24 protein-coding genes are annotated in these 21,884 nt (G+C 70.0%); 9 read left to right on the top strand and 15 right to left on the bottom strand.

Annotated elements, in window-relative coordinates:
• Positions 1-67 precede the first annotated feature (67 nt).
• Positions 68-1,315 carry a cytochrome P450 gene (locus tag AB0E24_RS03470; protein WP_359374641.1) on the top strand — a complete coding sequence of 416 codons (1,248 nt, stop codon included), beginning with the start codon at positions 68-70 and terminating at the stop codon, positions 1,313-1,315.
• Positions 1,316-1,403: 88 nt separating this feature from the next.
• On the opposite strand, the gene AB0E24_RS03465 is transcribed toward AB0E24_RS03470, so the two are convergent.
• The 8 genes from AB0E24_RS03465 to AB0E24_RS03430 form a co-directional block, all read right to left on the bottom strand.
• On the bottom strand, positions 1,404-1,595 hold the full coding sequence (locus tag AB0E24_RS03465) for a hypothetical protein (RefSeq protein ID WP_232565235.1): 192 nt from the start codon (positions 1,593-1,595) through the stop codon (positions 1,404-1,406).
• Between the two features lie 416 nt (positions 1,596-2,011).
• Positions 2,012-2,761, bottom strand: a complete 750-nt coding sequence (locus tag AB0E24_RS03460) for a vWA domain-containing protein (RefSeq protein WP_099014729.1) — start codon at positions 2,759-2,761, stop codon at positions 2,012-2,014.
• 69 nt (positions 2,762-2,830) lie between these two features.
• The gene (locus AB0E24_RS03455; RefSeq protein ID WP_359374639.1) at positions 2,831-4,324 is read right to left on the bottom strand and encodes a membrane-associated oxidoreductase; all 1,494 of its coding nucleotides are present in this window, start codon (positions 4,322-4,324) and stop codon (positions 2,831-2,833) included.
• Positions 4,325-4,430: 106 nt separating this feature from the next.
• The gene (locus AB0E24_RS03450) at positions 4,431-4,928 is read right to left on the bottom strand and encodes a hypothetical protein (protein WP_359374638.1); all 498 of its coding nucleotides are present in this window, start codon (positions 4,926-4,928) and stop codon (positions 4,431-4,433) included.
• A 32-nt stretch (positions 4,929-4,960) separates the two neighbouring features.
• Positions 4,961-5,449 (bottom strand): hypothetical protein, encoded by a 489-nt coding sequence (locus AB0E24_RS03445; protein WP_069864640.1) that lies wholly within the window; start codon positions 5,447-5,449, stop codon positions 4,961-4,963.
• 287 nt (positions 5,450-5,736) lie between these two features.
• Complete coding sequence (locus AB0E24_RS03440) at positions 5,737-6,795, bottom strand: cobalamin B12-binding domain-containing protein (RefSeq protein ID WP_359374635.1); 1,059 nt, start codon at positions 6,793-6,795, stop codon at positions 5,737-5,739.
• Complete coding sequence (locus tag AB0E24_RS03435; RefSeq protein ID WP_359374633.1) at positions 6,792-8,555, bottom strand: PP2C family protein-serine/threonine phosphatase; 1,764 nt, start codon at positions 8,553-8,555, stop codon at positions 6,792-6,794. Before AB0E24_RS03435 ends, AB0E24_RS03440 begins: the two co-directional genes overlap by 4 nt.
• 377 nt (positions 8,556-8,932) lie before the next feature.
• A complete protein-coding gene (locus AB0E24_RS03430) occupies positions 8,933-9,268 on the bottom strand; it encodes a hypothetical protein (RefSeq protein ID WP_102937434.1) in 336 nt (111 codons plus the stop codon).
• 503 nt (positions 9,269-9,771) lie between these two features.
• Here AB0E24_RS03430 and AB0E24_RS03425 point away from each other — a divergent pair.
• The 4 genes from AB0E24_RS03425 to AB0E24_RS03410 are packed head-to-tail and all read left to right on the top strand — an operon-like array spanning position 9,772 to position 12,270.
• On the top strand, positions 9,772-11,070 hold the full coding sequence (locus tag AB0E24_RS03425; RefSeq protein WP_359374632.1) for an NsdA family TPR-like regulatory protein: 1,299 nt from the start codon (positions 9,772-9,774) through the stop codon (positions 11,068-11,070).
• The gene (locus AB0E24_RS03420) at positions 11,067-11,585 is read left to right on the top strand and encodes an NUDIX domain-containing protein (protein WP_359374630.1); all 519 of its coding nucleotides are present in this window, start codon (positions 11,067-11,069) and stop codon (positions 11,583-11,585) included. Before AB0E24_RS03425 ends, AB0E24_RS03420 begins: the two co-directional genes overlap by 4 nt.
• A gap of 56 nt (positions 11,586-11,641) precedes the next feature.
• The gene (locus AB0E24_RS03415) at positions 11,642-11,857 is read left to right on the top strand and encodes a hypothetical protein (protein WP_147966773.1); all 216 of its coding nucleotides are present in this window, start codon (positions 11,642-11,644) and stop codon (positions 11,855-11,857) included.
• The gene (locus AB0E24_RS03410) at positions 11,854-12,270 is read left to right on the top strand and encodes a nuclear transport factor 2 family protein (protein ID WP_359374627.1); all 417 of its coding nucleotides are present in this window, start codon (positions 11,854-11,856) and stop codon (positions 12,268-12,270) included. The genes AB0E24_RS03415 and AB0E24_RS03410 overlap by 4 nt, the downstream gene beginning before the upstream one ends.
• 57 nt (positions 12,271-12,327) lie before the next feature.
• Here AB0E24_RS03410 and relB read toward each other — a convergent pair whose 3' ends face one another.
• Positions 12,328-13,509 (bottom strand): type II toxin-antitoxin system RelB family anti-toxin, encoded by a 1,182-nt coding sequence (gene relB, locus AB0E24_RS03405; RefSeq protein WP_359374625.1) that lies wholly within the window; start codon positions 13,507-13,509, stop codon positions 12,328-12,330.
• Positions 13,510-13,743: 234 nt separating this feature from the next.
• Here relB and AB0E24_RS03400 point away from each other — a divergent pair, with 234 nt between their 5' ends.
• Positions 13,744-14,283, top strand: a complete 540-nt coding sequence (locus AB0E24_RS03400) for a DUF2231 domain-containing protein (protein ID WP_173963231.1) — start codon at positions 13,744-13,746, stop codon at positions 14,281-14,283.
• A 232-nt stretch (positions 14,284-14,515) separates the two neighbouring features.
• Here AB0E24_RS03400 and AB0E24_RS03395 read toward each other — a convergent pair whose 3' ends face one another.
• Complete coding sequence (locus tag AB0E24_RS03395) at positions 14,516-14,644, bottom strand: hypothetical protein (RefSeq protein ID WP_359374623.1); 129 nt, start codon at positions 14,642-14,644, stop codon at positions 14,516-14,518.
• A gap of 5 nt (positions 14,645-14,649) precedes the next feature.
• Here AB0E24_RS03395 and AB0E24_RS03390 point away from each other — a divergent pair, with 5 nt between their 5' ends.
• Positions 14,650-15,249, top strand: coding sequence for a DinB family protein (locus AB0E24_RS03390; RefSeq protein WP_359374622.1), 600 nt, complete (start codon positions 14,650-14,652; stop codon positions 15,247-15,249).
• Between the two features lie 44 nt (positions 15,250-15,293).
• Here AB0E24_RS03390 and msrA read toward each other — a convergent pair whose 3' ends face one another.
• A complete protein-coding gene (gene msrA / locus AB0E24_RS03385) occupies positions 15,294-15,953 on the bottom strand; it encodes a peptide-methionine (S)-S-oxide reductase MsrA (RefSeq protein ID WP_359374620.1) in 660 nt (219 codons plus the stop codon).
• Positions 15,954-16,107: 154 nt separating this feature from the next.
• Positions 16,108-17,205, bottom strand: a complete 1,098-nt coding sequence (locus AB0E24_RS03380) for a hypothetical protein (protein WP_102937427.1) — start codon at positions 17,203-17,205, stop codon at positions 16,108-16,110.
• A 143-nt stretch (positions 17,206-17,348) separates the two neighbouring features.
• Here AB0E24_RS03380 and AB0E24_RS03375 point away from each other — a divergent pair, with 143 nt between their 5' ends.
• On the top strand, positions 17,349-18,512 hold the full coding sequence (locus tag AB0E24_RS03375) for a cystathionine gamma-synthase (protein ID WP_099014736.1): 1,164 nt from the start codon (positions 17,349-17,351) through the stop codon (positions 18,510-18,512).
• A gap of 64 nt (positions 18,513-18,576) precedes the next feature.
• On the opposite strand, the gene AB0E24_RS03370 is transcribed toward AB0E24_RS03375, so the two are convergent.
• From AB0E24_RS03370 to AB0E24_RS03360, 3 genes are all read right to left on the bottom strand, one after another.
• A complete protein-coding gene (locus AB0E24_RS03370) occupies positions 18,577-18,831 on the bottom strand; it encodes a hypothetical protein (protein ID WP_093703727.1) in 255 nt (84 codons plus the stop codon).
• Positions 18,828-19,463 (bottom strand): sigma factor-like helix-turn-helix DNA-binding protein, encoded by a 636-nt coding sequence (locus tag AB0E24_RS03365; protein ID WP_435865238.1) that lies wholly within the window; start codon positions 19,461-19,463, stop codon positions 18,828-18,830. Before AB0E24_RS03365 ends, AB0E24_RS03370 begins: the two co-directional genes overlap by 4 nt.
• Positions 19,464-19,531: 68 nt before the next feature.
• Positions 19,532-20,032: a MarR family winged helix-turn-helix transcriptional regulator gene (locus AB0E24_RS03360; RefSeq protein WP_173963230.1), complete on the bottom strand. Its 501-nt coding sequence runs from the start codon at positions 20,030-20,032 to the stop codon at positions 19,532-19,534.
• Positions 20,033-20,312: 280 nt separating this feature from the next.
• Here AB0E24_RS03360 and ilvA point away from each other — a divergent pair, with 280 nt between their 5' ends.
• Complete coding sequence (ilvA, locus tag AB0E24_RS03355) at positions 20,313-21,731, top strand: threonine ammonia-lyase (protein ID WP_359374616.1); 1,419 nt, start codon at positions 20,313-20,315, stop codon at positions 21,729-21,731.
• The last annotated feature ends 153 nt before the right edge of the window (positions 21,732-21,884 follow it).

The following is a 21,884-nucleotide window of genomic DNA, read 5'->3' as shown; positions in this document are numbered from 1 at the left end:
CATAGGTGGTGAGCAACTGCTCGCCGTACGTGTGGTGCACAACGGGAGGCGCTCTGTGGCCGAGGGAATGGCGAACGACACGAAAGCGGAAGACGCCGAAGCGCGCTGCCCGGTGGGGAACCTGGGCGACCCGGGGGACTTGGGCGACCTGGGGGACTTGGGCGACCTGGGGGACTTCCCCTTCGTGCCGGAGCACCCCCTGGAGCCCCCGAAGCAGTGGGCGGCGCTACGGGCGGAGGGGTGCCCGGTGCCGGAGCTGACCCTGCGCTCGAGCGGCGCCCCGGTGCGCGTGCTGACGCGGTACGCGGATGTGCACGCGATGCTGTCCGATCCGCGCTTCCCACGGGACGTGAGTGAGGCGGGCCCGGACGGGATCGGCACCGGCGAACGGCACCAGCGCTGGCGGCGGTTGGTGGGCCAGGCGCTCACCGCCAAGCGGGTCACCGCACTCCGCCCCCGTATCGTCGCCATCGGCCATGCCCTGGTGGACGCCATGGAGGCCGGGCCGAAGCCCACGGACCTCTGGGCGGGCTTCGCGTACCCGTTTCCGGTACGGGTCGTCGGCGCCCTGCTGGGCGTACCGGAGGAGGACTGGGACCGCTTCGCGTACTGGTCGGGCGCCCTGTTCGGCGGGGACCGCTACGGCGAGCGGGAGACCCTCACCGCCCGTGGGGACCTCCTGGCGTATCTGCGCGAGCATGTGACCCACAAGCGCCGCGAACCCGGTGACGACCTGATCAGCAAGCTGATCGAGATCACCGACGCCGCCGACCCCCGCCCGCCCGAGGCGGTCCTGGTCCAGATCATGCAGGGGCTGATGCTCGCCGGGCACGAGACGACGTCCAGCGTGATCGGGAAGCTGGTCCCGGTTCTGCTCGACGACCGTTCCCGCTGGCAGCGCCTGCTGGACGACCGCTCACTGATCCGCCCGGCCGTCGAGGAGTTGCTGCGCTTCGACGTCAACCGGGGCCCGGGTATGCCGCGTTACCTCACGGAGGACGTCGAACTGGGCGGCGAGGTGCTCCCCAAGGGCAGCACGACCGTGTCGGTCGTCGCCTCCGCCAACCGCGACGAGCGGATGTTCCCCGACCCGGACGTACTGGACCTGACCCGTACCCCCAACCGCCACCTCGCCTTCGGCGCCGGTGCCCACTCCTGCATCGGCCAGGCCCTGGCCCGCGCCGAACTGCATATCGCCCTGGAGATCCTGCTGGAGCGCCTGCCCGGCCTCGACCTGGCGGTCCCATCGGCCGACCTGGCACGGCGCGAGGGAGTCCTCACGGACAGCTTCGAGCAGGTCCCGGTCATCTGGTAGCGCCTCCCGACCGCCTCCGGGGGCCGCGTCCCGCCCCGCGCCCCCGGAAGCCACCCGACACCGCACCGCCCCCTCCGCCGACGTGCGGTCAGCCGCCGACGGCCCAGAGGAGGGCGGCGGTGCCCGCGAACCCGACGACCCCGAGTGCGGTTCCACCGACGGCGACCCACAGCCGACCGATGCCGCGGCGGGCGTGGTGAACCCCCATGGAGCCGAGCGCGACGGCGAGCCCCCCGGCGATGACCGTCCACGGAAGGCTGACGAGCACGAACGCCGGCACCCATGCGCCTACGGCGGAGAAGAGACCGAGAACAAGCGCGATGGGACCGAGCGCGACACCAGGCGAATCACTCCGACCGGCCGCGGACCCGGCCCCGGAAACGGACCTGGACACGGTCGACTCAGCCATGACCTGCTCCCCATGGGACGAATTCCCGTTCTGCACTGATCGTACTATCCCGGCCAGGTCGACCAACTGTCCTGCGAGCCGCTCCACTTCGGCCACCACGTGAGCGGGGATGCCGCCTGCTACATGAGCGTGATCGGGGTCGTACTCCCAGCGCCAGTCGGAGCTCACCGCGGCGCGAGAAGGCATCGGACAGGGCCGCGAGGCCGGGGATCACCGCGGATGTGACCATCCCCGGCAGGCGGCGTCCCCGGATGTGTCAACCCCACCAAGGGTCCGCGGATGACCTCTTAGTCTTTCAGGATCCCGGCGGAGCGGGCGGCGGTGAGCCACTGTGGGAACTCTTGGAGCAGCTGGTCGTAGAGGGCGGCGTCGGAGAGGGCCTTCGGGGTCGGTCCGGCGGCGAAGAATCCGGCGTTGTCGACGATGCGCCGGTCCGGGACCGGCAGGTCGTCGAGCCGGTGCAGAAAGCGGAACTCGTCGTCGCCGAACCCTACGAACTGCCAGAAGATGGGCAGACTCGCGGCCGTGCACAGCACATGCTCGGCCGCGGCCTTGGACGTGGGGGAGCCATCGGTCTGGAAGACGACGAACGCCGGGTCGTCGGCCCCGGACGACTGGTAGTGGTCGATGACGGCCTGCATGGCGACGTGGTAGTTGGTGCGGCCCATGTGCCCCATCGAGTCGTGCAGGGGGTTGATCCGGTCCCGGTAGGCATCGAGGCCGATCTCGGCGGTGCCGTCGATACCCGTGGAGAAGAAGACGACCGGCACGACTCCGTCGTCATCGAGGTTCGCCGCGAGGGCGAGCGTCTGCTCCGCCAAGTGCTGCACGGAACCGTTCCGGTAGTACCTGCGCATGCTTCCGGAGCGGTCCAGGACCAGATACACCGCGGCCCGCTGCCCACCGGCGTTGTGTTTGGCCAGGGAGACCGCGGCGGTCTTGTAGAGGCTGACCAGCTCGGGAGCCCGGGCGGCGACCTTTTCCAGACTGATCGCGGGGGCGGGTGCCTTGGGGCGCTTACGGTAATCGATGGCCATAGCCGGTGATTCTCCCCCAGCCGACGCATCTCGTCATGGTCTTGGCGGATGCCTCCGATGAACCTCTGGCTACTGGCGGGAGAGCACCCGGGTGACGCCCGCGGCGAGGGCCGTGGCCAGCAGCCACCCGGCGCCGATCAGGAGCCAGGCGATCCACTGGGTCGGCCCCATCGGCTGGAACGCCCGCTCCTGGCCGAAGTCGACCACGGGGAGGAGCAGGTCCAGGCTGTACATCACGGGATGGAACACCGGATGGGGCGTATCGCCCAGCGGGTGGGGCCGGTACAGGCCGAAGACGGTGGCGCCCGTGGCGAGCAGGGCCAGCAGCCACACCGCGGCACGTTCCGGCAGATAGCCGTATCCGACGGTGGCATCCTGCACATACCCCCAGGCACGGACGTACCAGGGGAGGGTCGTACGGCGGCGACGCTGGCGGGTCAGAAGCACGGTCCGGGCGTCCCGGTCCTGGCCGATGGACTGATGGACGGTGGCGAGCTGCTGGTACGGCTGGGGCCGGTACCCGTCGGGATCACGGCTCAGCAGCTCGAGGTGGTGGTCGACGGGGTGGTGGGGTTCCAGCGAACGGTAGACCAGCCCGTCGAGTCGCAGAGGCGGCTGCTGGTGAGGGTCGTCATGGAGCCGGAGCACACCGATGGCGGCGTGCCGCAGATCCACACCCCCCGTGGCCCGCGCCGGTCGCAGAAGCAGCTCTCCGGCCTGGAGATGGGCGCAGGAGAGGGCGTTTCCCCGGGTGGGGGTGAGGGACGCCGCGTCGAAGCTGACCGTCCCGCCGACGGTGGCGCTGGTCAGCGTTATGGCTCCGGCCGCGCGGAACCCCTCGTCGCAGTCGATGTCCGTGGGGACCTGGATACCGGTGGCGGAGAGGGCCTCACCGCCAGGATGACGCAGCGTGGCCCCGCGCAGGCGCAGCCCCTCACCGAGGCGCGCCTGGAACAGCCGCAACTCCCCGTCGGCGCGGAACCCCTCGGTTCCGACGATGCCCTTCGTCTCGACACGGGTGGCGTTCAGCGCCACACCGTCGGCATGGGAGAGGTGCGCGCCCTGGAGGAGCAGACTCCCGCTGATACGGGCGTCATGCACGGTGACCCCGCCCTGGACACGGCAGTTCATGAGGTCGAGGTTCCCGTCGACCGTCGTGGCGCCCATCCCGAGCCCCGGTAAGTACGAGCCGCCGAAACTGGTCACCCGCAGTTTGGCCCCGTACAGCTGGGGCGCCTCCTCGAACCAGCACTCCTCCAGCCACAGCACACAGCACACCTCGGCGAAGACCAGGCGCAGCTTTCCCGAGACCCGGGCGCCCACCAGGTGGACCATGGGCGTTTCACCGCTGACGGAGTCGGCGGCGCCCAGCAGCAACGAGCGGATCACCGAGGCCCGCACCTGCCGCTCCGGGCCCCAGCCGCGGCCGTCCATCACGGGCCCGCCGTCAGCGCCGCCGTCCGTTTCCCCGTCAGCGCCGCCCGGACGCAGGTCGACTTCGTCCCCCGCGGCGAACGCCTCCCAGAGCCGGAGTTCCGGGCCGGTGAGGTCATCAGGGCGCATCCGGGGTCCTCCGGGGTCGGGAGGTCGTAGAGCCAGATCTTCCGCGACGGCGGTCCACGCTGTCCATGGCCTACGCGCATGAAGATCCTTTACAGATACCCGCGGTTCAGCCGCAGTGGACCCCGCCGGTACCGCTGTCGCCGGTCGCGATGGGCCTGTTCGCGCTCACCTGGCCGAACACACGGATGCACTTGCCCGCTGCCGGGATGCTCACCGGTCCGGCGTAATAGAGGAAATTCCCATAATCGTCGTCCCAGGTCTCGTCTCTCCAGTCGCATTGCGCTCCGGGCTTGGATGTGGAGCAGCGGTAGAGAGTGACACTCGCATAGCTCGATGTGCCGTATCCGCCGGTGGCGTTCTTGAGAGTGACCGCACAGTTCCGACGCGTCGACGAGTTGTAGTAGAGGCGAATCTGCCCGTAGGTGGTTCCCGCACTGGTCCGTACCGGATAGGTGTCTATCAGGGATCCGGAACAGCCGTATTCCGCGACCGAGGCATCGGCTGCTGTGGCATCGGCTGCCGTGGCGGCGGGTGCCGCCGTGAACGACAGCGCGGTAGTGGCTGCGAAGGTGGCCAGGACGGCGGTGGCCCTGCGTATGGTCAACAATGCGTTCCCCCTTTGTGTGGAGCCGTGTCTCAGCCGCAGTGCACGCCGTTGCTTCCGCTGCTGCCATCGGCGTGGGGCGGTGAATCGTTCACGGCTCCTACGACATGGATGCACCGGCCTGCGGCGGACAGTTCGACCGGTCCCGCGTAATAGGTGTAGTTGCCCCAGTCCTGGCGCCACGGTTCCCCACTGGTGTTGCACCATGCGCCGGGTGTCGAGGTCTTGCAGCGCTTGAGAGTGACGCTGACGTGACTCGCCTTTCCGTACCCTCCGAGTGAGGTCTTCACGTTGACTGCGCAGTTGCGCCCCGTCGCGGAGTTGTAGTAAAGGCGGATGTTTCCGTATGTCGCCCCGGTCGAGGTACGCACCGGGTAGGTGTCGATCAAGGAACCGGTGCAGCCGTATTCCGCGGCCACTCGTTCACTGGCGCCGGCGCTGTTCGTGACTCCGAGGAAAATCCCCAGGGCGGCGGCAACGGTGGTGTACCTGGTCAGATTTCGCGCGTATATCGAACGCATGATTCTCCATCTGCGCTCCATGGCTCATCCCTTTGAGATGAGGTCTCCAGGGCGGGAGAATGGTGGCGCCTCCTTTGGCGCTTCCATGCGTCGGCCATGCCTGGTCCACGCAAGGTCCCCCGTTTACGTGCACATCGACAGATCTATTTTTAACCTGCTTTACCAAGATCTGGAGAGTGCTTTAAGACAAGGGTGGCCTTTTTCCGGACAGCAATGGATGTGTCCGGACGGCAGTTCGACCGCCTCCGTCGTTTTGGTTGGTCGGCCGTTGCCGGGCACGCACGCGTTCATTCGGGACGGTGACAATCCGCCTCCCGCGCGACGAGGCATCGGCGCCCCGCCGAGAGCGTGTCGAGGGTCCGGGGCGAGCCGTGCAGTCGGTCGGCCAGGGCATCCGTCAGCACGAGGAGGCAGCGGGACTCGACCGAGCGGGCGGAGAGGTACCGCGCGGCGAAGGCGAGCTGGCCCGTGAACACGCGCTCGTCATCCACGAACACGGCCGCCGCCAGGGAATCCAGCAACCGGCCCAGAAAGTCGGCGCCCTCCTCGTGTTCCCTGCCCGTACCTCCCCACAGGGCGGGGAACACCTCGCGCAGGGCGTGGGCCAGGTGCTCCAGCAGTTCGGGGCGTCGCCTGACGAGGGTCGCGTACGCCGCCACGGCATCGGCCCGGACCGACGACTCCCCGCACAGCACCGGCGGCCAGCGGCGAAGCAGCGCCTCCGCCGCGCCGCGGGCGTCGGCCGCGTACAGGTCCGCCCCCAGCGCGTACGCCCATATGCCCTGGGGGCCGAACCCCGGCCCGCCGGCCATGACGGGAACACCGGCGCATCTGCACGTCGCGATCTGCCGGTGCGCGAGCGGAAGGTTCGACGACAGCGTGCACGAGAGGGCGACCACGTCGGGGCCGTTCTGATGGACGTCCGAGAGAAGCTCGCCCGGGGAGACCGATCCGCCGAGTGAGCGCACCTGGAAGCCTCGCAGCCGCAGCACCTCGGCGAGGATGTGGGAGGGCAGCACATGCCATTCGCCGTCGCCGCACGCCACCAGCACATGGCCCGGTGAGCCGGCCCCCACGGGGGCGCGGGCGGCGGCCGCCACCGCGTCCACCGCCCGCCTGCTGACATAGGTGGCCGCGTGCTCCCGCGCCACCGTCCACTCGCCGGACTCCCACCTCTCGCCGACCCTCACCTGGGCAGGTGCCACCAGTCCGAGCAGTACGTCTTCCGCGCTCACCCCGCTCGTCACAAGGCCGACGGCCAGCTCCAGCGCTCCGTCCTCGTCCGCGTCCGCCAGGCGGGTGTCGAAGTCCGCCCGGACGACGCCGGTGATCCCGGTGGCACTCATGGGTCCCCGGGCTCCCCGGATTCCCCGGATTCCCCGGGCTCCCCGGCGCGTACGGACCCGTCGGCGCTTACGGACCCGCCAGGGCCCTCGCGCTGATGGTGCGGCGGTGGGCCACCGCGGGGAGGCGCTTGAAGCGTCAGGATGGAGATGTCGTCGTGCGGGCGCCCGGCCAGCCATTCGGTCGTGAGGAGCTCCAGCCGCTCGGCGACCGACGCCGCCTGCATGCCGAGGCAGCTGGCCAGCGCGTCGACGAGGCGTTGGTCGCCGTAGATCTCCCGTCCGCTCGCACCACCTCGTGCATCGGTGACCCCGTCGCTGTGGAGAAGCATCAGCTCACCGGGTGCGAGGCGGGACTCCGTACGGCCGAAACTGGGATCCGGCACCGCCCCGACGAGCATGCCCTCGCAGACGATTTCCTCCACCCTGCCGTCGCCACGGAGTGCGAGCGGGAAGGGATGGCCGCCGCTGGCGATCTCCACCTTCACCGAGCCGTCGTCGCAGGGCCGGGCGGACCCCGTGACCAGGGTCGTGAAGCGGTGGCCGTCACCGAGGACGAGTTCGTTGAGCAGCTGGAGGTCGCGCAGGGGCTCGGGCCCCTTCTCGACCATGGCCAGGGTTCGCATGCTCTGCCGTACCCGCCCTGCCAGCACCGCGGCCTCCGCACCCTTGCCGGACACATCGCCGAAGAAGAACGTGACGCCGCCCTCGGGGCGAGCGGCCACGTGGTAGAAGTCGCCGCTGATGCGCAGAGCCTCCGCGGCCGGCCGGTAGGCGGCGCCGAGCCGGAGGCCCTCTACCACCGGCAGCGGTTCCGGAGCCATGCTGGCTTGCAGGACGGCGATGGTGTGGGCCTGCTGCGAGTAGAGCGCCGCCGTTGCCAGCGCGAGCCCGGCCCGTACGGCGAACCGATGCGCCAGGTCGATGTCCGCGTCGTCGAAGCGGGCACGCTCCGGGCCGCGCAGCATGATCAGCGCCCCGGCCGGAACGCCTCCCGCGGCGAGCTGAACCACAAGCGCCTCCGGCGCCGCCTCGCCGTGAACACTGCCCTGAACGCCGCCGGGAACTCCGCCGTGAACGTCGCCTTGGACGCGCTCATCGGGGATGACGTCATCGAGCGCGTCCAACTCCTGGGCGTGTATGACAGCGGGGCGCGGTAGGAGTCCGTACAGCGCGTCCGCGACCGGGGGCACCCGCTCGACCGCCTCGACCGCCACCTCCCCGGAGCACCGGGCACCGCCCGGACCCGCCCGGTGCCACTGCGTATGCCGCCCGTTCGCGGGCAGGACCACCACGGCCACGTCCGCCAGTTTCGGGATCACGATCTCCACGAGCGCACGGACGGTACGGCCGTGATGGAGCGAGGCGCCCAGGCGCCGGGTGGTCTCCTCCAGGAAGGCGGACCTGTCGCGCTCGTCGAAGAGCGCGGCCTCGGCCTCCTGCGCGCCGCTGACCTGATGGACCAGCCACACCGCCAGTCCATGGGCGGTACGCAGCCGCCCACGCAGCCTGCGCCCCTCATGGACGGTGTAGAAGCACTCCGCCCGTGGGGCGGCGATATGCGCGAGGGGCGCCGCCGACATGCTCACCGGCCTACCCGGGCGCAGCCCGGGGAAGAGCCGGGCGGCGGCGCGGTTGAACCCACGGACGGTCCCGTCGACCCGGTCGCAGACGACGACGCCCTCATCAACAAGATCCAGCAGCTCGCCCAGCCACGCGGGGGCACACCCCCACGTCCCCCAACCGTCGCCGTCGCCCGTCATAGGCCACCGCCTCTTGCACCGTCCGCCGCAGCGCCCATAGCGCCCAGGTAGCTCCCCTTCCATTGTGTGCGGACAACCAGAAGTCAGCCCTCCGCCCAGGCCACCCCGATCGGCCGGAGGCCATCACCTGATCGCCACCTCACGCGCCGACGCCACCGACAACTCCAGCCGTCTCCACGCCGACGAGCCTCTATGACCGGGTCGTGTCGAGCGGGAGCACGACGAGGGCCCCGGTGCCATCGGCACCGGGGTTCGTGATTGATGCCAGGGAGGCGCGACCCGGCCGGAGGACTTGAAGCGGTAGCTCAAGCAGACCGTCCTTGCCAGGACGCAGACCGCACCCCGGTGCGGGACCGACCCGCCAGCCATCTGACGCCCTACTCACTCGGCCCCTTACCCGTCTGAGCCGGTCCGTCGCTCTCGCACTCGCCCGGTCCAGGAAGACGCCCGCCGCGACTCTCGGCGATCCGGAGCGCGTCTTGTAGCGCTTCGATCAGGCGGTTCGAGAGGTAGCGGAGCTCTTGGGCAGCCGCCTTCCGGTCGCGGAGCAGTAGGCGTGCGTGGCCGATGAGTTCGGTGCCCATCTGGAGCTGAACGGCTTCCATTTCGTCGGCCAGCCGCGACAGATACCCCGCACCGTCCGCGTCCGACACCAGGTAGCACGGCTTCCCGGCAGGTCCGGGCCATGGCAGCAATCGCGGTTGCGCACTCACTTGACCACCACCATCCCGTGCGGAGCGCACAACAGCTCCACGCGAGACACGTCCTTCCCGCGTCGTTCCTGCCTCCGATCCGACCACTGATGCATACGCGGGAGTCGCAGGGTCGGCGCGTTCGCACAGGGCACCGAAGCGCATGTCTCATCGGCGCGATGACGACCGGCGCCGGGCGCCAGTAGTCGCCACAGCCGGCGCACGAATCGAGGCATATGGTCTGGCACGTTGACGCTCCTATGCGGCGTTGATCACGCCCCCGGGCCGCTCGCATCGGTCGCGGGGTCTCTTGTGTCTGCCAACTGTGCTGCGGAGGAATGACGATGGCTTCCCGCCGGTGGCTATCCCCGTCATGGGTAGGCCCCGCGGCGCGCGTCTCCGAGTAGCTGAGCTGGAAGACGGTGAATGCCGGGTCGTCGGGACGGTCGCCTGCGTCCCGCCCCGGGTACACTCGGTGCAGGATGATCAACGCTCAGTAAGATCGCAACGCTGGGGGTGCTTCTTTGGCCGGGTCCGTCGCACCCAACGTCCTCCCGGAACGGCTGTTCGCTCGCGAGGACGTGCGCGCGGCGCTGGCGCGGCACGACTTCGGCGCTTTCTTCGCGCTCGCGCGCAAATGGTCTGGCATCAGCTACATGCGGATCGCCGATGCCTGTGACATGAAGCCGGAGCGCGTCGGCAAGCTGGCACGCGGCGAGGGTCGGGTGACGAGCGTGGAGAAGATGGAGCAGATCGCAGATGGGCTGCGTGTCCCTGGTGGGTTGATGCGGCTGGCTCCCCGTCCTTGGGAGGGCCGCGAAACGCAGCGTGTTGTGGCCACTCGGGAAGGGCGCGGTCAGCCCGTGCCGTGCTCGAAAGCAAACCCTGATGCGGCGGCGGTGGAATCCTTTCGGGCGGCGGACCGGCAACTGGGCGGTGGCCATCTGTACGCCTCCGTCCTCCACTACCTCCACCACACGCTGGGGCCACGGGTCTTCGGCGGCGAGACCGGCCGTGACTCCGCTCGGACGTTCCAGGCGGCTGCCGCGCTCACGGAAATGGCCGGATGGATGGCTCATGACACTGGGCAGAACCGGCGGGCCGGCGACCACTTCACCAAGGCTCTTTCGCTGGCGAAGGCCGGAGAGGATCAGGCCCTGGGTGCGAACGTCATGGCCAGCATGAGTCATCTCGCCTTACAGATGGGGCACCTGGACAAGGCCGTATCCATGGCGAGGGCGGGACGCGACCACGTAACCGGTGGGTCCCGCGTCCCTACGCTGATCGCGAGACTCCATGCCATGGAGGCGCGAGCGCTCGCCCAGCTCGGGGAAGGCGAAACGGCCCGCCGCGCACTGACTGTGGCGCAGAAGGAGATCGCCAAGATGTCGGATATCCCGTCATCTCCATGGGTCAGCTCCTTCGACATGCCCGCATTGGCGAGTGAGACGGCGCTGTCCTTGCTGGACGCGGGCGACTTGCCCGCTGCTGTGGATGCGGCCGAAGAAGCGATCGCCCTCCGCTCCGGCGACCGTGCGAGGAGCCGGGTGTTCAGCCAGATCACCTTGGCACTGATCCGTACGCGACGCGGCGAGCCGGAGGCCGCGTGTGAGGTCGGGCGTGCGCTCCTCGGTGGGTGTGTGACGCTCGGATCGTTGCGCATCACTCAGCAACTCGACCTTTTGGGACACGCCTTGGCTCGCTACCGCGCGGAACCGATCGTGCGGGACTTCCTGGACTGCCTGGCCGAGACGAGGCGGCAACGGGCACTCCTCCTGGCCGGGATCGCCACGCCCACCGCCGCAGGAGGTGCCGTCATATGACCACTCACCCCCGGCCGGGCACAGCCGAATGGGACGCCTACCTGGCGGAGGGCAACGCCAAGCAAGCACGCAAACGTGTATCGGCCGACGTTCTCCTGCGCGATGCCGCCGGGCGCCTGCTGGTGGTCAAGCCGACGTACAAGGAGGCGTGGGATCTGCCCGGCGGGATGGCCGAAGCCAACGAGTCACCCGAGGACGCGGCGCGACGCGAACTGAGGGAAGAGCTGGGCCTTGCCGTCGCTCTACGAGGACTCCTGTGCGTCGACTGGGTCGCACCTCATAGCCCCTGGGACGACCAACTCGCGTTCATCTTCGATGGCGGAACCCTCTCACCTGGCCAGATCAGCGGCTTGTACCCGCACGATCACGAGCTCTCGGCCTGCGAGTTCTCCCCATCGGACGAGGCCCTGACCATGCTCCCGCCCCGCACCCGCCAACGGGCCGCCCATGCACTCCGAGCCCTGGCCGAGCAGCGGCCCGTGTACCTGGAGAACGGTGAACGCTCCGTTCCATAGCTTCGATCGCCGCTGAGGGGTGTCATACGGCAACTGACGCCCGTGCCGACGGGCCTGTGCTGCCTGGCGGTCCCTCGATCCGCAAGGCCATCGCCGCACTCCGCGCGGAAGGACTCATCGAGGTCATCCACGGCCGCGCCCTCCATCGCACGCTCATCCCGTTCGCCATCGCCGACCAGGTCGAACAGGGGTCCTTGACGGGAGCGTCCGTCGCGCTACAGCGGTCGATCTTGACCGTGCTGACGATCGCCAACATACGATTCATCCCATGAGTGATGACCGTGGCGAGATCCAGGACCTCAACAGTCGCTACGCGATCGCCTTCGACAGCGGGCGCCTCGATGAGTCCGTCGACTGCTGGGCCGAGGACGGCATCCTGGACGAGACCGAAACCGGCTTCGGCTTGTTCGAAGGCCGAGAGGCGATCCGTGCCTTCTTCCGTGACAACCTCATGGCCAACTCCACGAACGTCGTCCATATGATGTTCAACCACCTGGTCACCAGCATCGACGGCGATCACGGTGAAGGCAGCGTCCACTGTCTCGTTGAGATCGTGAAGACCGACGGCAGTTATGCCCGCGCCCACGTCAAATACAACGATCGCTACGTCCGAGTCGCGGGCAGGTGGAAGTTCGCGAGTCGCGTCATCACCTCATCCTTCCCTCATGAGGCACTCACGAGCTGACGCTCAGGTGGGGGGCGACGGCTTTGACGGAGCGTCTGCCCGAAGTGCCACTCCGCGTCACACCGGCACGCCGATCGCGTCGGCCAACTCCCGCATCTCAGAGGTGAGGGTGCGCCGATGGGCGATCACCCGGCCGAAGATGTCCCGCGCATAGCGCTGGTGGGGCAGCCACTGGGGGGCGTCCGCGCGGATGCCCCGCAAGATCTCGACCGTCTTCGCGTAGTCACGCGAGCGGGCATACGCCTCCGCCACGTCCAGGAGATGGCGGTTGCGGTTGTTGGACGTGGGCCGCATGCCACCGGTCGGGATGCGTGCCGAGAGCTTGAGCACCAGGTCCGGCTTGTCGACGATCACCGCGTTCTCGGCCCTTTTCAGTGCCACCGTGACCGGGCCGAACGCCTGCAAGAAGTCGTCCCGCGGAGCGAACTCCCGCCCCATCGCCACCGCCGCCGAGTTGGCGTAGCGCAAGGCGTCTTCGGCATCCCCGGGCCGGTTGTCCCGGATCGCGGCGGCGGAGGCACGCAGCAGCAGCCAGCCCCACGCGCTCAGTTCCGCCGGAGTCGCACGTGAGATACGCGGTTCCACCTCATCCGCCCACCGCATGGCCAGCTCCCGCGCCTCAGCCAGCCGACCGCGCCGCAGCAGGAGCCAGCACTGTGTACTGACCGTCGCCGCTGCCTGAAGCCGGTCCGAGGACTCTTCCAGCGACCTGGACAGGGCGACGTCCGCCGCGTCGAACTGCCGAGTCTGGGTGAGCAGCCAGCCCGTCAGCTGTGAAAGCCGAACACGTACGGCCCGTCCCTCCGGGCAGTTCTCGGCGATGAGGTCCGCGTCTCGAAGCAAGGGCGGAAGGATCACGCTCAGTTCTGCGAAACGATCACCGGAGAAGAGCGGGAGGGCTGACTCCAGGGCTTCCCGCACTCCGTGCACCGTCGGCTCTTCGGCCACTCCGTCCACCCGTACCGGAGCCATCAGCGTACGCCGGACGGGCTCCCAGTGATCATCAGCCCCCGACGCGGTCTCCGGCTCGTCCTGGTGTTCAGCGATGAGGGTCGTCGTCGGTATCCGCAGGGCCTGCGCCAGTTGGCGTGCGGTCTCCAGACGAGTGTCAGCCCGTTCCCCTTGCTCCAACTTCCTGATCAGGGACAGGGACACACCGGACGCGCTCGCCAGCTGACGCTGTGTCATACCACGCCGCTTGCGTACTTCCTGAAGCCGCTTGCCAACGTTGGCGCTCATGGTTCGAGCGTACGGCGACGACCCCGACTCCGCGGAGGCTTCCCGTACCTGTCACTCCCCGGCCGGGGCCACTCCGATCGGGCAGCTTCTCGGGTCCGGCGCGGGCTGCCGGGAGGGAGCGGATTCAGAGGAAGCTCAGAACTTCGCGTGGCAGTCTGGCGCGCCGCACAGGCCGGCACACGGGGCGCCCGTGCGCGCGCCGACTTCTCGTGGTCACTTCTGGAGGAAAACCCGATGAGCATCACCGTTGTGAACGGCCTGCCCGTACACGTCCTGGTCGTGCACTTCGTCATCGTGCTCGTTCCGCTGAGCGCTCTGGCGGTCGTGGTCGGCGCGATATGGCCAAGTGCCGCTCGGCGGATGGGGATTGCGCTTCCGCTGCTGGCCTTTGTGACGTTGGCGAGCGTGCCCGTGGCGACGAACGCCGGTGAGTGGCTGGAGGAGCACGTCGACAGCGACGCCTTGGTGCGCAGGCACGCCGAACTGGGCGATGGGTTGCTTCCCTGGGCCGCGGGTCTGTTCGTGCTGGCGACGGCGGTCTGGTGGACGACCCGCAGGTCGGCGTCGGTGGAGGGGGCCCACAGCGAGCGGACCCGGGCGGGCACGCCCCGGTCCGCGCTGGTGGTCCGTGTCGCGGCGGTGGTGCTCTCGGTCGTGGTGGCCGCGGGCGCCGTCGTGGACGTGTACCGGATCGGCGACTCCGGAGCGAAGGCCGCCTGGCACGACGGTTTCTCCAAGACCGCCGATAGCGGCGGCCATGGCGACAACGACTGACCCGCGTCGGCCGGTCGCCCTCGCCCCTTTCGTGACTCACTCAATGGAAGCGCTACCCGCCCGGCCACGGCAGAAGACATTGGCGCTCGTGTTTACGAGCGGGGCATGACCCATCAAATGTGAAGCAGCCGAGCTTCCATTCCGACCGTTCAATGCAGCGGTTAGCCGAAATAGAGTGCCCGAACCATGAACCTGGTCTCAACCTTCGGCGATCACCGGCTGAGAGGTTGTCTCACGTGGCAAGTTTCGCGAGCTTCTTGTAGCAGGTCAGGGCGGCGGCCATGGCCTGGCCTCGGCTCTGCCGGTCGTTGCGGACCATGTACCGGATCTTGAGACCACGAGCAGCCCATGGCAGGCTCATTCCGCATGATCGATGAATTCGCGAAAGACAACCTGTACGGGAGACTGCGGCGGGACCGCGAGGCGCTGCTCTGGAAACTCGACGGCTTGTCCGAATACGACGCCCGCCGACCTTTGACAGCGACCGGGACCAACCTCCTCGGACTGGTCAAACACGTGGCCACCGTCGAGGCCAGGTACTTCGGCGAGGTTTTCGACCGCCCTTCTCCGGAACCACTGTGCCGGTGGCAGGACTCCGACGGCAGCGATCAGTGGGCGACCGAGGACGAGACCCGCGATCAGATCATCGGGTTCTACCGGCGCACGTGGGAACACTCGGACGCGACGATCAACGAGCTTCCCCTCGACGCCCCCGGCCATGTGCCGTGGTGGTCGGAGCCTTCTCCCAACACGAACCTGTTTGCCGTCATGCTCCATGTCCTCACCGAGACCATCCGGCATACCGGGCACGCCGATATCCTGCGCGAGGGCCTCGACGGCCGGACCGGGTTGCGCGCCGAACACGAGAAGCAGATCGATGAGGAGGCCCGTGCGGCCTACCGCGCGAAGATCGAGCAGGCCGCCAGGACGGCCGCACCGATCAAGGCGGGCGGGGGCCGCGCCTAACAGACGCAGCGCCCCCAGCATGCGGAAGGGCCGTTCGCGAGTTCTCAGCCCTCCGCCTTGGCCACCCCGATCGGGCAGGAGACGCCCGTGCCGCCGATGCCGCAGTAGCCGGCTGGGTTTTTGTCCAGGTACTGCTGGTGGTATGCCTCGGCCGCGTAGAAGGGGCCGGCGGGGAGGATTTCGGTGGTGATCTCGCCGTAGCCGGAGCCGGTCAGGACGGACTGGTAGGCGGTGCGGGAGGACTCGGCCTCGGCCTGCTGCTCGGGGGAGTGGGTGTAGATCGCCGAGCGGTACTGGGTGCCGACGTCGTTGCCCTGGCGGAAGCCCTGGGTGGGGTCGTGGGACTCCCAGAAGAGCTTCAGGAGGGCGGCGTAGGAGGTGACGGCCGGGTCGAAGACGACGCGGACGGCCTCGGTGTGGCCGGTGAGGCCGCTGCACACCTCTTCGTAGGTGGGGTTCTCGGTGTGGCCGCCCTGGTAGCCGACGAGCGTGGTCCACACGCCCGGGGCCTGCCAGAACTTCCGCTCCGCGCCCCAGAAGCAGCCCAGGCCGAAGTCGGCGACGACCAGGCCCTCCGGGTACGGGCCGGTCAGCGGGTTGCCGAGGACCGTGTGGCGGTCGGGGACGGCGAAACCCGGTTCGGGGCGGCCCTTCAGCGCCTCCTCGGGGGTGGGGAGGTGGGTCCTGTGGCGGCTGAACAGCATTTTCGGGCTCCTCGCGTAACGGGTACGGCGGCTGCGGCATTCGTCGTATACGGGTGCGCGGCGCTATCACTGCAACGGATACGGGGCGGAGGGAATTCCGGCCCCGCCGGCGCGGGGGCCGTTCAGCGCGGCAGGCGTGTAGTGCGGCAGCCGTTCAGTGCGGCAGCGTCGCCGGGGTGCCGCCGCCGCCCTCCCAGCCCGCCACCGCGAGCGCCCGGTAGACCGTGTACTCGGCCGCCGGATCCACTCCGTACGACCACGGGACCGCGCCCACATGGCCGTCCACATGGCGCAGCTGCTCCAGCGCCTCCGCGTACCGCTCCGACCGGACCAGGAAGAAGACCAGCAGGTGGCGGACGTGCGGCAGCACCGGGTGGTCGGCGGGGGCCTGGCGGACGGCGTAGAGGGCGCCCTCGACGGCCTTGGTGATCACCTCGCTGCGGTAGAGGGTGCGCACGAGGTTGGCCTCCGGCAGGTGCTCGAAGACGCCGAAGAGGGGCAGGGCGGGCAGCAGGCTCTTCTCGGGGGCGGAGGCGGCGGCCGCGTGGGTGAAGGCGTCGGCGAGGTCCTGAGAGCCGTGCCACTTCTCGCACCAGTAGTGGAGGGCGGCCAGGTGGGCGCCCATATGGTGCGGGGCGAGCTGGGTGACCTTGGTCCACAGCTCCTCGAAGTCGGCCTGCCGATAGGCCATACCGCGGGCCACGCCGAGCTCGATGATGTGCGGCACCGGGTCCTTCGGGGCCAGCCGGGCCGCCTCGTGGCAGACGTCCCGGGCCTCCTCCAGGATCATCCGGAAGTCCTGCGAGGACGGGTCGAGCAGCGCCTGCCGGACCAGGAACTCCGCCTGTACCGCCGCCGCGCCCGGGTCCTCCGGGGCCGCCACCCGCCAGGTGCGCAGCCACATTCCGCCCTGGCCGGGCGCCTGGGCGAGCTCGAAGGCCGCCGCCCCGGCCAGCGTCTGCACCCGCTGCCAGCGCAGCTCCGAGGTGGCCTCGGTGAGCGCGAGCAGACGGGCGGCCGGCTGCCAGTCCTGCCGGGCCTGGACCTCCTCCAGCGTGTCGATCAGCTGCCGGTCCGGGCCGGGCAGCCGTACGTCCAGCCGTTCGCGCGGTACGAAGCCGTACTCCTGCGGATCCGAGGCGCGCATCGCGCCCTGTACGGCCCCGCCGCCTCCGCGCAACCGCCGCAGGGCCGGTACGACGATCAGCCCGCCGATCATGACGATGGCGATGAGGAAGATCAGAAGCTCCATGAGGTGTCCCCGTGTGGAAGTCCCGTAACGGCTTGTGGTCCAGAACGGCTTGTGGTCCAGCCTATGCGCCCCGGCGGTCGTTCCTCTGCGCCCCGGCGGTCGTTGAATCCAGCAGGGCCGTGCCGGGCGTTACGCTCGGCCCCATGAGCCACCAGCACCCCCAGGGGCATCCTCAGAGTTTCGAGACGCTCGCGATCCACGCGGGCCAGGAGGCGGACTCCCTCACCGGCGCCGTCGTCCCCCCGATCTACCAGGTCTCCACCTATAAGCAGGACGGTGTCGGCGGTCTGCGGGGCGGCTATGAGTACAGCCGTTCCGCCAACCCCACCCGCACCGCCCTCGAGGAGAACCTGGCGGCGCTGGAGGGCGGCCGCCGCGGCCTCGCCTTCGCCTCCGGCCTCGCCGCCGAGGACTGCCTGCTGCGCACGCTTCTGGTGCCGGGCGACCACGTCGTCATCCCGGACGACGCCTACGGCGGTACGTTCCGCCTGTTCGCCAAGGTCGTGGAGCGCTGGGGGGTGGAGTGGTCGGTCGCCGACACCTCCGACCCGGCGGCGGTACGGGCCGCGCTCCGCCCCCGTACGAAGGTGATCTGGGTCGAGACCCCGAGCAACCCGCTGCTCGGCATCACCGACATCGCCGCCGTCGCCGACATCGCCCGCACCGCGGGGGCCCGGCTGGTGGTGGACAACACCTTCGCCAGCCCCTACCTCCAGCAGCCGCTCGCGCTCGGCGCGGACGTCGTGGTGCACTCCACCACCAAGTACATGGGCGGGCACTCGGACGTCGTCGGCGGTGCGCTGATCGTCTCCGACACCGGCCTCGGGGACGAACTCGCCTTCCACCAGAACGCGATGGGCGCCATCGCCGGGCCCTTCGACGCCTGGCTGGTGATGCGCGGCATCAAGACCCTCGCCGTGCGCATGGACCGGCACAGCGCCAACGCCACGCGGATCGCGGAGATGCTCATCGCCCACCCCAAGGTGACCCAGGTCTACTACCCGGGGCTGCCGGAGCACGCGGGGCACGAGATCGCGGCCAAGCAGATGCGGGCCTTCGGCGGCATGGTGTCCTTCCAGGTCGCGGGCGGTGAGGAGGCGGCGGTCGAGGTGTGCGACCGGGCGCGGCTGTTCACGCTCGGGGAGTCCCTCGGCGGCGTCGAGTCGCTGATCGAGCACCCGGGGCGGATGACGCACGCCTCGGCGGCGGGTTCGGCGCTCGAGGTGCCGGCCGATCTCGTACGGCTGTCGGTCGGCATCGAGTCGGTCGACGATCTGCTGATGGATCTGGGCCAGGCGCTGGGCTGACGCGGCGCTGTGGGTTCTGGGGTGACGCCCGGATCGTCGGTCCGGTGCGGGGTTTTGAGGGGCGTCACCATCCTTCGAGGGGAGGAGTGGTGTCGGTGGGCGGTGGTGCGGTCCACGGTTCGACGATCGCCGCCCAGACGGCGAAGGCGACGACCGCGGCGAGCAGCAGCAGCCAGCCGACGGTGCGCACCGCCTGGTGGCGGCGGAGCATCCGCCGCCCCCGCTCGGCCGCCCGGCCCGCCAGATCCGGCGGCAGCGCCGGATGCGGGCCCTCCAGCATCCGGCGGACCTCGGTCTCCTTGCGGTCCGGGAAGCTCATGGCGCGACCCCGGCTCCGGCTTCGGCTCCTGATCCGGTTCCGGCCGCGGCTCCGGTTCCGGCCGCGTCGGTGGCCGCCGGGCGACCGGTGGACGAAGGCGTTCCAGCGGATGGGGACGTTCCGGTGGACGGTGGCGTCCCGGCGGACCGGGGCGTTCCGGTGGACGGTGGCGTTCCGGTGGCGCCGCGCCGGGGTGCGGCGCTCCGCATCGCCGTGACCGCGCGGGTGCAGATCGCCCGGACCCGCTCGGCCGGGAGCCCGAGCGCCGCCGCCGTCTGCTCCTCCGCGACCCCCTCGTACAGCCGCAGCACCAGCACCAGCCGTTCCTGCGGGGTGAGCCGGGCCAGGGTGCCGCCGCGCGGGTGCCGGTAGCGGTGGCCCCGGTGGGCGAAGAGGGCGGCCAGCGTCCGGCGGGTGTGGTCGTACGGATCCTCGCCGCGCAGCCGGTCCCAGCGGGCGTACGTGCGCGCGAGCGCGGCGGTCAGCAGGCGCTCGGCGGCTTCGGTGTCCCCCGTGGGCTCCCCCGTGAGCAGTGCGGCGGCATGCAGCAAACGGCCACCCGCGCCCGCGACGAATGCCTCGAACTCCCGGGCCCGGCGGCCATCCCGTGCTGCCCGCCGATCTCGCACCACGCCCTCCGCCTCCCGTTCCTTTAGGACACGGCAGGCACAGGCGAGTGGTCAAGAGGTCTGCAACGGGGTCAGGTGGCGGGCGCCGCCTGGGGCACCGTGGCGTGCGCGGCGGAGAGGGCGACGTTGAAACGGGTCAGCAGATCGCAGAAGATGTCACGCTCCTCCGCCGTCCAGTCCCCGGTCACGCGGGCCATCAAGTCGCGCCGTGAGGAGCGCACCTCCTCCAGGCGGGCCTTGCCGCGCGGGGAGAGCTGGAGCACGACCGCGCGGCCGTCCTCGGGGTGCGAGGTCCGCTTGACCATGCCGGAGTCGACCAGCGGGGCGACCTGGCGGGTCACGGTGGACGAGTCGATGCCCATGCTCCCCGCAAGCGCTTTGACCCCCATCGGGCCTTCTTGGTCGAGCCGGTTGAGCAGCAGATACGCGGCTCGGTCCATGGAGTTGCGGGCCTGGCCGACGCCGCCGAGCCGGGTCTGTTCCGCACGGCGGGCGAAGACGGCGACCTGATGCTGGAGCGTGTCCAGTACGCCGGTGTCGAGTTGAGTCGTCATGTCCGATTGGGTGGGCATGGCCTAGGGCTCACTTCATGCGGTGGTCTGTGGGATGTGGCACAGAGTACGCGGCTGGGGCCCCGCCCGTACGGGGGCTGCAAAAACCTGACGGGCCCCGAGCCACAACCTGCCGTTCTGAGTCGTTTCCTGTTGCCATAGCCGGGCCTGTGGGCTCCACGTCCGGAACCCACCCGACCACGCCCGGAACCCACCCGGGCCTCCCCCGGGCCCCGGCACCGGCCCCGCGTCGGCTCGGCCTGCGGCGGCCTGCCAGGGGTGAGCTGCCAGACTGGGGACCATGGCTGCACGACTCGGCGACGAGGACGGGCCCGGCTCCGGATCCGGCCCGGCCTCGCACCTCACCTCCTCCCCTGCCCCTGCTTCCGCCGCCGGGGGCGTGGTCTCCGAAGGCTCCGTTTCCAATTCCGCTTCGGAGGGTTCCGGCCCCGTTGCTCCCGCCCCGAAGGGTTCCGCCCCGGAGGGGTCCGCCTCCGAGGGAGCGCGGACGGTCACTCTCGACGACGTCCGCAGCGCGCAGAAGACGCTCTCGGGGATCTCCCGGCTCACCGCCCTGGAGGGCAGCCGCTATCTGTCGGGTCTGGTCGGCTCGCCGGTCCACTTCAAATGCGAGAACCTCCAGCGCACCGGGTCGTTCAAGCTGCGTGGCGGCTATGTGCGGATCGCGGGGCTCAGCCCCGAGGAGCGGGCGGCCGGGGTGGTCGCGGCCAGCGCCGGGAACCACGCCCAGGGCGTCGCCCTCGCGGCCTCGCTGCTGGGGGTGCGTTCGACGGTCTTCATGCCCGAGGGCGCACCGCTGCCGAAGATCGCGGCCACCCGGGACTACGGCGCCGAGGTGCGGCTGTGCGGTCAGATCGTGGACGAGACGATGCGGGCGGCGCAGGAGTACGCCGAGCGCACGGGCGCGGTCTTCATCCACCCCTTCGACCACCCGGACATCATCGCCGGGCAGGGCACGGTGGGGCTGGAGATCCTGGAGCAGTGCCCCGAGGTGCGCACCGTGGTGGTGGGCATCGGCGGCGGCGGGCTGGCCGCCGGGATCGCGGTGGCGGTGAAGGCGCTGCGGCCGGATGTGCGGGTGGTGGGGGTGCAGGCGGAGGGCGCCGCGGCGTATCCGCCGTCGCTGGCGGCCGGGCGGCCGGTCACGATCGACGCGCCCGTGACGATGGCGGACGGCATCAAGGTGGGGCGGCCGGGCGAGGTGCCGTTCCGGATCATCGAGGAACTCGTCGACGAGGTCCGTACGGTCACCGAGGACGAGCTGTCCAGCGCGCTGCTGCTGTGCCTGGAGCGGGCGAAGCTGGTGGTGGAGCCTGCGGGCGCGAGCCCGGTGGCGGCGCTGCTGTCGGATCCGAAGTCTTTCGAGGGGCCGGTGGTCGCGGTGCTCTCGGGCGGCAACGTCGATCCGCTGCTGATGCAGCGCATCCTGCGGCACGGCATGGCCGCGGCGGGGCGCTATCTGTCGCTGCGGCTGCGGCTCACCGACCGGCCGGGGGCGCTGGCCACGCTGCTGGGGGTGTTGTCGACGCTGGACGCCAATGTGCTCGACGTCAGCCATGTACGCACCAATCCGCGGCTCGGGCTGAGCGAGGCCGAGGTGGAGCTGCACCTGGAGACGAAGGGGACGGACCACTGCGAGGACGTCCGGGAGGCGCTGCGCGGGGCCGGGTACACGGTGATGGCCGAAGTGATGGTCTGACGTGGTGGCCCGCGTAACGGGCTGACGACGGGAGGGGCCCGCACCTCGGCGCTCGGCGCTCGGGGCTCAGCGCTCGGCGCTCGTAGCTGACGCCATGCTCACCCGGGGCCGACGGCCGCCCGGGGCATACGGCGCATGTGCCCAGGAATCGAC

Origin of the sequence: Streptomyces malaysiensis subsp. malaysiensis, assembly GCF_040653035.1 — a bacterium.
Taxonomy (GTDB): Bacteria; Actinomycetota; Actinomycetes; order Streptomycetales; family Streptomycetaceae; genus Streptomyces; species Streptomyces malaysiensis.
The sequence above is the reverse complement of the archived record's forward strand: the minus strand, read 5'-3'. Positions and strand labels throughout refer to the sequence as shown.

Excerpts from the sequence above, each read along its gene's own strand:
- AB0E24_RS03445 (WP_069864640.1), bottom strand. The coding sequence starts at position 5,449 with ATGCGTTCGATATACGCGCGAAATCTGACCAGGTACACCACCGTTGCC.
- AB0E24_RS03380 (WP_102937427.1), bottom strand. The coding sequence starts at position 17,205 with ATGGAGCTTCTGATCTTCCTCATCGCCATCGTCATGATCGGCGGGCTG.
- AB0E24_RS03360 (WP_173963230.1), bottom strand. The coding sequence starts at position 20,032 with ATGCCCACCCAATCGGACATGACGACTCAACTCGACACCGGCGTACTG.
- AB0E24_RS03460 (WP_099014729.1), bottom strand. The coding sequence starts at position 2,761 with ATGGCCATCGATTACCGTAAGCGCCCCAAGGCACCCGCCCCCGCGATC.
- msrA (WP_359374620.1), bottom strand. The coding sequence starts at position 15,953 with ATGCTGTTCAGCCGCCACAGGACCCACCTCCCCACCCCCGAGGAGGCG.
- AB0E24_RS03400 (WP_173963231.1), top strand. The coding sequence starts at position 13,744 with ATGAGCATCACCGTTGTGAACGGCCTGCCCGTACACGTCCTGGTCGTG.
- AB0E24_RS03470 (WP_359374641.1), top strand. The coding sequence starts at position 68 with ATGGCGAACGACACGAAAGCGGAAGACGCCGAAGCGCGCTGCCCGGTG.
- AB0E24_RS03420 (WP_359374630.1), top strand. The coding sequence starts at position 11,067 with ATGACCACTCACCCCCGGCCGGGCACAGCCGAATGGGACGCCTACCTG.
- AB0E24_RS03440 (WP_359374635.1), bottom strand. The coding sequence starts at position 6,795 with ATGAGTGCCACCGGGATCACCGGCGTCGTCCGGGCGGACTTCGACACC.
- AB0E24_RS03390 (WP_359374622.1), top strand. The coding sequence starts at position 14,650 with ATGATCGATGAATTCGCGAAAGACAACCTGTACGGGAGACTGCGGCGG.
- AB0E24_RS03395 (WP_359374623.1), bottom strand. The coding sequence starts at position 14,644 with ATGAGCCTGCCATGGGCTGCTCGTGGTCTCAAGATCCGGTACATGGTC.
- AB0E24_RS03370 (WP_093703727.1), bottom strand. The coding sequence starts at position 18,831 with ATGAGCTTCCCGGACCGCAAGGAGACCGAGGTCCGCCGGATGCTGGAG.
- AB0E24_RS03455 (WP_359374639.1), bottom strand. The coding sequence starts at position 4,324 with ATGCGCCCTGATGACCTCACCGGCCCGGAACTCCGGCTCTGGGAGGCG.
- ilvA (WP_359374616.1), top strand. The coding sequence starts at position 20,313 with ATGGCTGCACGACTCGGCGACGAGGACGGGCCCGGCTCCGGATCCGGC.
- relB (WP_359374625.1), bottom strand. The coding sequence starts at position 13,509 with ATGAGCGCCAACGTTGGCAAGCGGCTTCAGGAAGTACGCAAGCGGCGT.
- AB0E24_RS03435 (WP_359374633.1), bottom strand. The coding sequence starts at position 8,555 with ATGACGGGCGACGGCGACGGTTGGGGGACGTGGGGGTGTGCCCCCGCG.
- AB0E24_RS03410 (WP_359374627.1), top strand. The coding sequence starts at position 11,854 with ATGAGTGATGACCGTGGCGAGATCCAGGACCTCAACAGTCGCTACGCG.
- AB0E24_RS03375 (WP_099014736.1), top strand. The coding sequence starts at position 17,349 with ATGAGCCACCAGCACCCCCAGGGGCATCCTCAGAGTTTCGAGACGCTC.